General features: G+C 71.8%; 12 protein-coding genes. 4 read left to right on the top strand and 8 right to left on the bottom strand.

Annotated features, from left to right (window positions below; translation table 11 throughout):
• Window positions 1–64 precede the first annotated feature (64 nt).
• From KBX53_RS10320 to KBX53_RS10330, 3 genes are all read left to right on the top strand, one after another.
• On the top strand, window positions 65–1219 hold the full coding sequence (locus tag KBX53_RS10320) for a hypothetical protein (protein WP_309140744.1): 1155 nt from the start codon (window positions 65–67) through the stop codon (window positions 1217–1219).
• Window positions 1192–1905 (top strand): response regulator transcription factor, encoded by a 714-nt coding sequence (locus KBX53_RS10325; protein ID WP_210858844.1) that lies wholly within the window; start codon window positions 1192–1194, stop codon window positions 1903–1905. The genes KBX53_RS10320 and KBX53_RS10325 overlap by 28 nt, the downstream gene beginning before the upstream one ends.
• 72 nt (window positions 1906–1977) lie before the next feature.
• On the top strand, window positions 1978–2700 hold the full coding sequence (locus KBX53_RS10330) for a hypothetical protein (protein ID WP_210858845.1): 723 nt from the start codon (window positions 1978–1980) through the stop codon (window positions 2698–2700).
• Here KBX53_RS10330 and KBX53_RS10335 read toward each other — a convergent pair.
• The 6 genes from KBX53_RS10335 to KBX53_RS10360 form a co-directional block, all read right to left on the bottom strand.
• Complete coding sequence (locus KBX53_RS10335) at window positions 2582–3610, bottom strand: GlxA family transcriptional regulator (RefSeq protein ID WP_247675410.1); 1029 nt, start codon at window positions 3608–3610, stop codon at window positions 2582–2584. The genes KBX53_RS10330 and KBX53_RS10335 overlap by 119 nt on opposite strands.
• Entirely contained in the window at window positions 3567–4175 is a 609-nt protein-coding gene (locus KBX53_RS10340) for an isochorismatase family protein (RefSeq protein ID WP_210858846.1), read from the bottom strand. The genes KBX53_RS10335 and KBX53_RS10340 overlap by 44 nt, the downstream gene beginning before the upstream one ends.
• 80 nt (window positions 4176–4255) lie before the next feature.
• On the bottom strand, window positions 4256–5008 hold the full coding sequence (locus KBX53_RS10345; RefSeq protein ID WP_210858848.1) for a 1-acyl-sn-glycerol-3-phosphate acyltransferase: 753 nt from the start codon (window positions 5006–5008) through the stop codon (window positions 4256–4258).
• 97 nt (window positions 5009–5105) lie between these two features.
• Window positions 5106–7166 (bottom strand): glycogen debranching N-terminal domain-containing protein, encoded by a 2061-nt coding sequence (locus KBX53_RS10350; protein ID WP_030333365.1) that lies wholly within the window; start codon window positions 7164–7166, stop codon window positions 5106–5108.
• A complete protein-coding gene (locus tag KBX53_RS10355; RefSeq protein WP_210858850.1) occupies window positions 7166–7537 on the bottom strand; it encodes an SCP2 sterol-binding domain-containing protein in 372 nt (123 codons plus the stop codon). Before KBX53_RS10355 ends, KBX53_RS10350 begins: the two co-directional genes overlap by 1 nt.
• A gap of 289 nt (window positions 7538–7826) precedes the next feature.
• Window positions 7827–8243 carry a CBS domain-containing protein gene (locus KBX53_RS10360; RefSeq protein ID WP_030333361.1) on the bottom strand — a complete coding sequence of 139 codons (417 nt, stop codon included), beginning with the start codon at window positions 8241–8243 and terminating at the stop codon, window positions 7827–7829.
• A 169-nt stretch (window positions 8244–8412) separates the two neighbouring features.
• Between KBX53_RS10360 and KBX53_RS10365 the strand changes: the two genes are divergently transcribed.
• The gene (locus tag KBX53_RS10365) at window positions 8413–8994 is read left to right on the top strand and encodes a nucleotidyltransferase family protein (RefSeq protein WP_030333360.1); all 582 of its coding nucleotides are present in this window, start codon (window positions 8413–8415) and stop codon (window positions 8992–8994) included.
• A gap of 10 nt (window positions 8995–9004) precedes the next feature.
• Here the strand turns inward: KBX53_RS10365 and KBX53_RS10370 are convergent, their stop codons facing one another.
• Together KBX53_RS10370 and KBX53_RS10375 are read right to left on the bottom strand one after the other, a co-directional pair.
• Window positions 9005–9445 (bottom strand): PPOX class F420-dependent oxidoreductase, encoded by a 441-nt coding sequence (locus tag KBX53_RS10370; protein ID WP_030333358.1) that lies wholly within the window; start codon window positions 9443–9445, stop codon window positions 9005–9007.
• 221 nt (window positions 9446–9666) lie between these two features.
• Window positions 9667–10692, bottom strand: a complete 1026-nt coding sequence (locus KBX53_RS10375) for an aspartate-semialdehyde dehydrogenase (protein WP_210858853.1) — start codon at window positions 10690–10692, stop codon at window positions 9667–9669.
• Between the last annotated feature and the right edge of the window lie 84 nt (window positions 10693–10776).

A 10776-nucleotide genomic window follows, 5' to 3' on the forward strand; every position in this document is an offset into this window, starting at 1 on the left:
GAGTGGCCCGGTGTCGGCTGACCTGAACGCCCCTGCGCACCTCACCGACGCTCCCGAGGCACCGATCCGGGCCGGCGTTCCGACGCCCCGGGAGCCGGTCTCCCCCGAGGCGCTCGCCGCGCCGGCCGCCGTCGCGCACGCCTCCGACCGGGGCGCCCGGATCGCCGCCGTCGTCATCGCACTGGCCTGGCACGTCGCGATCGCGCTGCCGGCGGTGCTGGCCGCCCGCGCGGAGTTCGCCGCGCCAGCAGTGGTGCTCGGCGCCTGGATACTGGTCGCCGTGACCGGCGCGGTCGCCGGGGTACGGCTGCTGCTGGGCTCGCCGCTGCCGCCGTGGCCGCTGGCCGTGTTGCTGCTGGTCGTCGACGCGGCCGTCTTCGCCGCGGCCGGGGATCGGCAGTTGTTCACGGCCGCCAACTGGGTGTGGGGCACGCTCGGCTGGTTCTTCGTGCTGGCGGTGTGGGGCCAGCGCGTGGTGGGGCTGATCGCGCTGCTGAGCACGCACGCCCTGATCGCCCTGGTGGCCGTGCTGGGGCACGGCGCCGACCCGGCCGACGTGGCCCGCTACGTGATGTACGTCTACGGCACGTTCTCGCTGCCGGTGGCGGTCTTCGTGGGCAGCGCCGTCATCGTCGGCCTGGCTCGGGAGCGGGCCGGCGTCTCGGCCGCCGGTCACGCGATGGCCGCCGAGCGGGATGCCGCCGAGCGTGGCCGCCAGGAACGCCGCGACCGGCTCACCCTGGTCAGCTCGGCGGCCGGGCGGGTCCTCGGTGACCTCGCCGCCGGGCAGGCCGACCCGGGCGACCCGGAGGTGCAGCGCCGGTGCATGTTGGCCGCCGCACGGCTACGCCGGCTGATCGCCGAGTCCGACGATGTGCCCGACCCGTTGCTGCACGAGTTGCGCGCCGCCGCCGACCTGGCGGAACGCAGCGGCCTGCCGATCGACCTGGTCACCATCGGCACCCCGCCGCCGCTGCCGGTGGAGATCCGCCGCCGGCTGGCCGACCCGCTCACCGGCACCCTCGCCGACGCCCGGGGATGGGCGCGGCTGACAGTGGTCTCCGGCCCGGACGAGGTGGTGGTCAGCCTGGTCACGCCGGACCGGGAAGGCCCGGAGGCGACCGGCCCACCGCCCGGGGAGCGTGACGACGGGCCGGTGAAGTACCTCTACGAACGGGACGGGATCATCAGATGGGCGGAGACCCGATGGCGGCGGTGAGGGGCGATCAGCCGGTCGGGGTGGCGATCGTCGACGACCACCCGGTGGTGGTCGAGGGAGTCCGCGCCTGGCTCGCCACCGAGCCGCGCCTCACGGTGCTCGCCACCGGCGACGACCCGGACGAGGTGCTGCGGGCCGCCCCGGACGCCGCCGTCGTCCTGCTCGACCTGCGGTTGCACGGGCGGATGGCGTTGGACAAGTTGGCCGAGCTGAGCGCCGCCGGGCGGCGGGTGGTGGTCTATTCGGAGCACACCGACCCGCAGACGATGCTGGCCGCGCTGGACGCCGGGGCGGTGGCGTTCCTGGCCAAGCACGAGGGCCGGGAACACTGCGTGGAGACGGTGCTGGCCGCCGCGAGCGACCGCCCGTACGTGCCTCCGGCGCTGGCCGGTGCGATGGTCGGCGACCCGCGACCGGACCGGCCGATGCTGTCCGACAAGGAGCGTGAGGCGCTGCTGCTCTGGTTCCAGTCGATGTCGAAGGCGTCGGTGGCTCGGCGGATGCAGATCAGCGAGCACACAGTGAAGCAGTACGTCGACCGTGCGCGGATCAAGTACACCCGGGCGGGGCGGCCAGCCGCCACAAAGGCGGCACTACTCGCCCGTGCGATCGAGGACGGTCTCGTCCGCCCGGAGGAGATCGGCATCTACCGGTCACAGGCGACGCACGACCGGCCGACCCCCTAACAGGCGTCATGACAGGGGCGCTGTTGTCCGCGAGGCTTCTCTTCACAGCCAGCTGACCGGAAGGTCGTGACGATGCACTCCGATGCGTCCCCGTTCTTCATCGGTCCCCACCGGTTCGACGCCCCGGACGACGACGTGGGCCCGACCCTGGACCGCCGCTATCACCTGCGACCGAGGCCCGGTGAACGATTGCTCGGGCGACATCGGCTGCTGGTCGCGGGCTACCTGCTCGGGCCGAGCGAGATGCGACGCCGCTGGGAGCTTCCCGAGCCGGTCGAGGTGACCGTCACCGACCAGCGGATCTGCTGGGTGGGCAGCGGCTCGCAGCTGTCGCTCGTCGCCGACGGCACGCACCGCGCCCGGCCGCCCGCTCGGCTCAACGGCCTGATGAGCGGGCAGATCCGTTGGCAGTGGCCGTCCCGGTTGGAGTTGTCGGCGACCACCCCTGACGCACCGCTGCAACTGCTGATCGTCTGCGACGCGCTGCGCACCATCCAGCAACCGGCGTTGGCGCTCAGCGGAGCCGCCGCCGAGGTCGTGGCGCTGGCCCGGCAGGTCCGCCGGGCGGTGGCCCTGTTCCGGCTCAACCGTCCGCAGCTGGTCGACCTCTCGGCCCAGGAACGCGACGTGCTGCTCCTGCGGGCCGGCCCCGGTCTGCTCGCCGGCGACACCCGGATCACGCTGCCCGGCTCGTTGCCGGTGGAGTTCCACTCCCGGGACGACTACTACCGGTCAAGACCGGAGCCGACCTCGTGGGGCGGGCTCGCAGGCGGCGCAGCATCCGGGCATCGGTGAAGCCGACGGCCCGCGCGGCGGCTTCCACGGTGCTGCCGTGCCCGATCAGGTGCTCGGCCCGTTCCACCCGGAGCAGCTGCTGATAGCCCAGCGGGGTGAGGCCGGTGCTCGCCCGGAACAGCCGGGTCAGTGTTCGTTCGGCAACGCCGCCGGCGGCGGCAAGCTCGGCCAGCGGCAGGGGCTCGGCGTACCGACTGTCGATCAGATCCTGCACCCGGTGCACCGAGTCGGACAGGTGGGAACGGTGCCGCATCAGGGCGCTGGCCTGCGGCTCGTGCCCGTTGCGGCGGGCGTAGACGACCAGCGTGCGGGCGATCTTCGCGGCGGTCGCCGGGCCGTGCCGGGTCGCCACCAGGTGCAGCGCCACGTCGATGCCACTGGCAATGCCCGCCGAGGTGACCACCCGGTCGTCCACCACGTACAGCACGTCACGGACGACCTGGGCCGCCGGGTGCCGGCGCGCCAGGTCGTCCTGCACCTCGTGGTGGGTGGTGCAGCGGCGGCCGTCGAGCAGCCCGGCCCGGCCGAGCGCGTACGCCCCGGCGCAGACGCTGGCCACCGTGCCGCCGGCCGCGTGGTGCGCGGCGAGCCGCCGCAGGTCGCCGGGAGACACCGGCCCCTGCGGCCCGTGCGCCGCCGGCCGCCAGCCCGGCACTATCACCAGGTCGTCCGGGGCCAGTTCGGGCCACCGGGTGTCGGCGACCAGCGGTACGCCCTGCACAGTCGGCACCTGTTCGCGTTCCGCGACGTAGTGCAGCTGGTAGTCGTACCCCAGGTCGGCGGCGCTGGAGAAGACCTGGGCCGGCCCGGCGAGGTCCAGCAGGTGCAGCTGTGGGACCAGCAGGAAGACGACCCGGGTCACCACGTCAGCCCCCGCTGCCGACGACTGTCGCGCCGACCAGTTCGTCAACGCTTCGGATGGTCGCGAAGCGGCCGGCGAGCGCGTACTCGGTGCGGGTCACGATCTCCTCGTTGGTCAGGGTGCGCGGGTCGGCGAGGATCTCCGCGACGGTGGCGGTGTCCGGCAGGGCCCGGTACGGGATGGGGAAGGTCAGCGTGGCGTCGGTGACGAAGGTCATCCGGTAGCCGAGGTCGGCGCCGACCCGGGTGGTGGTCTCCACGCACTGCTCGGTGCGGATGCCGCAGACGGTGATGTCGGTGATGCCCGCCTGGGTGAGCAGCTGCTGGAGGTTCGTGGTGGTGAACGCGTTGTGCGCCGTCTTGACCAGTGTCGGCTCACCCTCGGCGGGGACCAGCCCGTCGATCAGCCGCACGTACCCGAGGGCGGGGTCGAACAACCCGCCCGTGCCGGGTTCCGAGTGCAGGACCCAGACCACCAGGTCGCCGCGCTGCCGGGCGGCAGCCACCAGCCGGTCGACCTGGCGGATCATGTCGGGGTTGGAGCCGTACGCCCAGATCGGGCGCTGACGGAAGGACTCCTGTACGTCGATCACGACGAGTGCTGCTCTGTTCATGACCTCGATACTGGTCCGACGACGTTCACACCGGCAGACACCATCCTGCCCGGGTGCGGAACGATCCGGCCAACCTGGCGTCAGACGCTGGGGGTGCGCTCTTCGGCGGCGGCGTCCAGCGCGGCGGCCGCCTCCGGCGTGGGCGCGCTGCCGCCCAGGTGCGCGGGCTGCCACCAGGTGTCATCCGGGCCGGCCGGAGTGTCCGGGTAGTCCCGCTGCGCCCGGTCGACGAGGGCGCTGAGCCGGGTGGTCAGCTCGGCGGCCAGCACGTTCGGGTCGGGGAAGTCCGCCGGGTTGATGGGCTCGCCGATCAGGATGGTGATCGGCGTGTGCCGGCGGGTCAGGGTGCGCGGGCGGCCCTTGGTCCAGAGGCGCTGGGTGCCCCACAACGCGACGGGCAGCACCGGCACCTTCGCCGAGCGGGCCATCCGGACCGTGCCGCTCTTGAGTTCCTTGACGGTGAACGACCGGCTGATCGTCGCCTCGGGGAAGACACCGACGACCTCGCCCTGCTTGAGCGCGCTCACGGCGGCGCGGAACGAGGCCGCGCCGGCCTGCCGGTCCACGGGGATGTGCCGCATGCCGCGCATGAGCGGGCCGGAGATCCGGTGGGTGAAGACCGACTCCTTGGCCATGAACCGAACCAGCCGACCCGACGCGTTAGCGCCCAGACCGGCGAAGATGAAGTCGAGGTAGCTCACGTGGTTGCTGGCCAGCACCGCCCCACCAGTGCGGGGTACGTGGTGGGCTCCCTCGATGGTGATCTTCAGGTCGAGGACCCGGAACAGCGTCTTGGCGGCGGCGATAACGGGCGGGTACACGAGCTCCGGCATTCGCAGAATCTACCCTGACCGGCTGGAGATCGGCTGGGTGGCGAACCGGCGGCGGCACGGGTGGTGCGCGCCACCGCCGGTTCGGCTGTCGAGCCGGTCAGTCGGTGAGGGCGTTCAGGTCCAGTCGACCCCGGGCGAACGCGTCCACCCGACCCCACCGACCCGGGATGTCCAACACCTCGATGCGGCCCATTCCGACCGGCAGCCGGGGCGCGACCGCCAGGTGACCCTCGTGCGGCTCCAGACCGAGCATGGTGCGCAGCAACAACAGCGGTGCGCCCGTCGACCACGCCTGCGGGCTGCACGCCGTCGGGTACTCCACCGGGAACTTGGTCAGCTCCCGCGGGTAGCCGCCGAACGCCTCCGGCAACCGGCCGTCGAAGTACGTTGCCGCGTCCAGGATGCCGTTGGCGATGGTCGCGGCCTCCTCGGCGAAGCCGTAGCGGCGCAGACCCCAGGCGATGAACGAGTTGTCGAACGGCCAGATCGTGCCGTTGTGGTAGCCGATGGGGTTGTACCGCGCCTCCCCTTCGGCGAGCGTCCGCACCCCCCAGCCGGAGAACAGCCGCGGCCCGACCAGGTGCGCGGCGAGCTTCTCCGCCCGCTCGGGCTCGACGATCCCACTCCACAGCAGGTGGCCGATGTTGGAGCTGAGGATGTCGCACTGGCGGCCGTCCGGGTCCAGGGCCAGGGCGAAGTACTCGCCGTCGTCGACCCACCAGTCCCGGTTGAACCGCTCCTTGAGCTGCGCCGCCTCCCGCTCCAGCTGGTCGGCGAACTCCGGGTCACCCCAGAATTCGCGAGCCAACCGGGCCGCCCGGACCTTCGCGTCGTACGCGTACCCCTGCACCTCGCAGGTTGCCCGTGGGAACGGCGGCAACGTGCCGTCGGAGTAGGAGATCGAGTCCCAGGAGTCCTTCCAGCACTGGTTCTCCAGGCCGGTGTCGGTGTTGCGGCGCTCGTACCAGATGTAGCCGTTGCCGACGAGGTCGGCGTAGTTGTCGATCCACCTCAGCGCCGCCCGGGACTCCTGCTCCAGCTCCCTGACCAGCTCGACGTCCCCGCTCCACCGCTCGTACTCGTCGAGCAGCACGATGAACAGCGGCGTCGCGTCCACCGAGCCGTAGTACGGCGAGTGGGGCTGCTCCTCGAAGGCGGCGGTTTCGCCGTAGCGCATCTCGTGCAGGATGCGCCCCGGGTCCTCGTCCCGGAAGTCGTCGAACCGGCTGCCCTGCAGGGACGCCAGGATGCGTAGCGTCGTCTTCGACAGCTGCGGGGTGAACGGCAGCGTCTGCAGGCAGGTGAGGATGCTGTCCCGGCCGAACATGGTCATGAACCAGGGCAGACCGGCGGCCGGCAGGGTGGCGCCGCCCAGTGACAACGGCGGGAAACGCAGCGCGGCCAGGTCGATCAGGCTGCGCCGGTACGTGCTGGCCACCCGGCCGTGCTCACTGTTGACCTTGGGCGCGTCGGCGATCCACTGCTCCAGGTCGTGCTGGAGGGCGAGCCGCTCGGTGCCATGCTTGCGCAGCCCCAGACGAAGGTCCCGGCCGGTGGGCCCGACCGCGTTGGTCTCGACGTCGATCGAGGCTTCCCACTGCTCGTTCGGCTCCAGGTGCACGGTGTACGCGAAACCCTTGCTGTCGTACCGGGCCGACATCGACGACGAGATCACCGTCTCCCGCCGGAAGTTCCCCCGCCGGTAGCCCAGCCGCAGCCGATCCGGCTCCACCTCGGTGTAGATCTCGCCCTTCTTGTTCAGGATCTCGTCCTTGACCTGGAACAGGTCGGCGAAGTCCGACGCCGCATCCATCCGGACTTCCAGGTCGACCGGCTTCTCGTCGTGGTTGAGAATGGTCAGTTGCTCCCGGAAGCTGCCGCCCACCGCCCGCTCCCGGATGATCGACAACTTCGCGTCCACGTAGTGCGTGGCCATCCCGGGGACCAGGAAGAAGCGCGACTCGAAATACTGCAGGTCGTCGAAGGAGAGCGAGTTGAGTCGCTCACCGTTGACGGTCAGCACCCAGGTCGACAGGAACCGGGTGTCGATGGAGAACAGCCCGGTGGGCTCGCTCGGCGTCGCCTCGATGTCACCGGTGTCCTCGCAGACGACGAACGTGTTGCCGTCCAGGATCCGGATCGTGTTGCTCTGCCCCATCAGTGCACCTCCCCGGCGAAACGTCGACGTGGCCCACGCGCGTCCGGTGACCCCGGGAAGATCCGCTCCACCTGTACGACCAGCCGAAGGTCGCCCGACGCCGTCATGTCGCCGCGCAGCAGCGCGGCCAGGCCGTGCTCGCGCCCCGAGGCGATGTCGTCGAAGAGGATCGGGCTAGCGCCGATCACCGTGTCGGCCTCCTGGTCCTCCTGGCTGACGTTCAGCCGGCCGTGATCGATCCTCAGCAGCCAGTGCCGGGTCTGCGCCCCCTCGTGCAGGTCGATCCGCAGCGTCCCGGAGGTCTTGGCCAGCAGGGGTTCGTACCCCCGCCGGTCCAGGTCCTCGAAGAACCTCGTGGTCGCGTCCACCATCGGGTCCACTCCTCCCAGTTGCCGGGCCGGGGATCCCACCCACCGCGCTCGCGTCGCGCGGACGGCCGGCGTTGCACGTCCCCGCACGGGTCCCCGCCCTCCCCCACGCCCAACCTCACCCAATTCAGGTGACCCCCACCCCTTGCTCCGGTGATCAAGAGGTTTGCGTCACCACCGTGGGCGTGTCGTGACGCAAACTTCTTGATCACGCGGGGAGGGGTGGGGGACAGAGCGCGCGCCGGCTCTCCCCTTGGGGGGAGGGCCGGCGCGCGGCTGCCGCGGCGGACGGTCAGTTGTTCGGGTCGTCGGCGCTGATGTCGGCCAGGACCGACTGCGGTTCACGCTCGACCGCGAGGTCACCCATCGAGACCAGGCCAACCAGGCGTCCGTCGTCAATCACCGGCAACCGGCGTACGGCGTACGTCCGCATCAGGTCAGCGGCGGCCACGGCATCGTCGTACTGACTCACCGTGATCACGTCGCGAGTGGTGATCTGATTCAACCGGGTCGAGCCCGGATCCATGTTCTCCGCGACACCTCGGACCGTGATGTCCCGGTCCGTGACGATGCCGACCACACTGTCGCCGTCGGTCACCACCACGTCTCCGATCGCGCTGTCACGCATCTCCTGCGCGGCCGCGATGAGCGTGTCGTTGCCGTCCATCGTCACCAACCGGGTCGTCATGAACTCTCCGACCGTTGTCATGGTGCTCCCCTCTCGGTGTCGGCACGGCCCGTCTACCCGCCGTCCGGCACCGGGTAACGCCCGGCCGCCGGTGGCTACCGGCGCTTCCGCACACGCCGCACCTCGGACCCGCCACCCGCCGACCCGCCCGGGGGCAGCGCACCCCGGGGTGGCCGCCTACGGTGGGCTGATGGCGGCGGACGAGTCGGAGCTGCGGGAGCTGGTAGCCGGCAACCGGTGGTTGACCCGGGCGCTGACAGTGGTGCGCGACTCGGGGCTGCCGGACGCCTGGATCGGCGCGGGCGTCCTGCGCGACCTGGTCTGGGGCGAGCGGTACGGACACGGGTTCGACCCGGCGACGGTCCGGGACGTGGACGTGGTCTTCTTCGACCCGACCCGGCTGACCCGCGAGGACGACGACCGGGCCACCGCCCGGCTGACGGCGGCGTGGCCGCAACCGCCGTGGGAGGCGCGCAACCAGGCGGCGGTGCACACCTGGTACGCGGCGAAGTTCGGCGGCGAACCGATCACCCCGTACCGCGATGTCACCGAGGCGGTCGCCACCTGGCCGGAGTACGCGACAGCGGTGGCCGTCCGCCTGGACTCGGCCGACCGGCTGAAGGTCTGTGCGCCGTACGGCCTCGCGGACCTCTTGCGTGGGGTGTGGCGACACAACCCGGCCCGGGTGGGTGTGGCATTGTCCCGGCGACGGCTGGCCCGGCACCGACCGGCGCAGCGTTGGCCCGGCGTGACCGTGATCGAACCGGGCTGACCGGTCGGGGTCAGCCCCTCGGCGGCATCCCGTAGAGCCGCTCCACGTGCAGCCGCAGCACGATCCGCCCCTCGTCGACCATGGCCTGGCGGTATTCGTCCCAATCGGGGTGTTCGCCGCTCAGCGCCCGGTAGAGCACCACCAACTCCTCGACCGTGTCGTCGCCAAGCTCGGCGGACGGCGGGGTCAGCTCGGCGCGACCCTCGACCACCGCGTACGCCCAGCCGTCCTGACTGCTGACGTGGAGGCTGGCCCGGGGGTCGCGGCGCAGGTTGGCGGTCTTCGCCCGAGAGTCGGTGACCGAGACCCGGATCAGGCCGGCGTCCCGGTCGAAGGAGTAGAGCACCGTGGACAGCTGCGGGCGACCGTCCCGCTTGATGGTGGCGAGCACGCCCATCGAGTGGCCGGCCACCAGGTCGGTCAACGCCTGCTGGGTGCGGTCGTCGGGCATGGTGTCCTCCAGGTTGGACGATCGTCTCCGACCCATCCAAGCACGACCCGCCGGCCCTCGCGGGCGACCACCCGGTGCTGGCCCTCGTCCAGAGCGACCGAGGTCGAGCGCACGCACCGACAGTGCGACCACCCGGAACGGCAGCGAGCCCTCGCCGACGGGCGGCGAGGGCTCGGTGCTTGTTGGATGTCGAGGGCCTGTGGTGTGGCGACCGGTGCCGGTCAGCGGCGCTCGGCGGCGACCAGCTCGGCGAGCTGCACCGCGTTGAGCGCGGCGCCCTTGCGCAGGTTGTCGTTGGAGCAGAACAGGGCCAGCCCGTGCTCCACCGTCTCGTCGGCGCGGATCCGGCCCACGTAGGTCGGGTCCTGGCCGGCGGCCTGCAACGGCGTCGGGACGTCGGTCAACGCCACCCCCGGCGCGTCGGCCAGCAGCTCGTGGGCGCGCTGCGGGGTGAGCGGCCGGGCGAACCGGGCGTTGATCTGGAGCGAGTGCCCGGTGAAGACGGGGACCCGGACGCAGGTGCCGGAGACCCTCAGGTCGGGGATCTCCAGGATCTTGCGGCTCTCGTTGCGGAGCTTCTGCTCCTCGTCGGTCTCGAACGAGCCGTCGTCGACGATCGAGCCGGCGAGCGGGAGCACGTTGAAGGCGATCGGCTGGGCGAACGAACGCGGCGCGGGGAACTCCACGGCCGACCCGTCGAAGGCCAGCCCGGTGGCGTGCTCGGCCACCTTGCGGACCTGCTCGTCCAGCTCGGCGACGCCGGCCAGCCCGGCACCGGAGACCGCCTGGTACGTCGACACGACCAGGCCGACCAGGCCGGCTTCGGCGTGCAGCGGGCGCAGCACCGGCATCGCGGCCATCGTGGTGCAGTTGGGGTTGGCGATGATGCCCTTCGGCCGGTCCAGGGCGGCGTGCGGGTTGACCTCGGCGACCACCAGCGGCACCTGCGGGTCCATCCGGAACGCCGAGGAGTTGTCGATCACGACGGCGCCGGCCTCGGCGACCCGGGGGGCCAACTCCCGGGCGGTGCCCTTACCGGCCGAGAAGAGCACGATGTCCAGCCCGGAGTAGTCGGCGCTGGCCGCGTCCTCGACGATCACCTCGCGGTCGCGCCACGGCAGCGTACGCCCGGCTGACCGCGCCGAGGCGAACAACCGCACCTGCTCCGCCGGGAACTCCCGCTCCGCCAGCACCTGCCGCATCACGCCACCGACCTGGCCGGTGGCTCCCACAATGCCGATCCTCATGCCCGCGAGGCTACCGACCCGACCCCCGGAACCGGGACCCCTTTCCCACCCCCCGGGTCCCGCATCACACCCACCCACCCACTC

It is taken from the genome of Micromonospora sp. M51, from assembly GCF_018070305.1.
Classification (GTDB): Bacteria; Actinomycetota; Actinomycetes; order Mycobacteriales; family Micromonosporaceae; genus Micromonospora; species Micromonospora parva.

Coding starts and splice junctions, on each gene's coding strand:
- KBX53_RS10330 (WP_210858845.1), top strand. CDS start 1,978: ATGCACTCCGATGCGTCCCCGTTCTTCATCGGTCCCCACCGGTTCGAC.
- KBX53_RS10365 (WP_030333360.1), top strand. CDS start 8,413: ATGGCGGCGGACGAGTCGGAGCTGCGGGAGCTGGTAGCCGGCAACCGG.
- KBX53_RS10350 (WP_030333365.1), bottom strand. CDS start 7,166: ATGGGGCAGAGCAACACGATCCGGATCCTGGACGGCAACACGTTCGTC.
- KBX53_RS10375 (WP_210858853.1), bottom strand. CDS start 10,692: ATGAGGATCGGCATTGTGGGAGCCACCGGCCAGGTCGGTGGCGTGATG.
- KBX53_RS10360 (WP_030333361.1), bottom strand. CDS start 8,243: ATGACAACGGTCGGAGAGTTCATGACGACCCGGTTGGTGACGATGGAC.
- KBX53_RS10340 (WP_210858846.1), bottom strand. CDS start 4,175: ATGAACAGAGCAGCACTCGTCGTGATCGACGTACAGGAGTCCTTCCGT.
- KBX53_RS10325 (WP_210858844.1), top strand. CDS start 1,192: ATGGGCGGAGACCCGATGGCGGCGGTGAGGGGCGATCAGCCGGTCGGG.
- KBX53_RS10355 (WP_210858850.1), bottom strand. CDS start 7,537: ATGGTGGACGCGACCACGAGGTTCTTCGAGGACCTGGACCGGCGGGGG.
- KBX53_RS10345 (WP_210858848.1), bottom strand. CDS start 5,008: ATGCCGGAGCTCGTGTACCCGCCCGTTATCGCCGCCGCCAAGACGCTG.
- KBX53_RS10370 (WP_030333358.1), bottom strand. CDS start 9,445: ATGCCCGACGACCGCACCCAGCAGGCGTTGACCGACCTGGTGGCCGGC.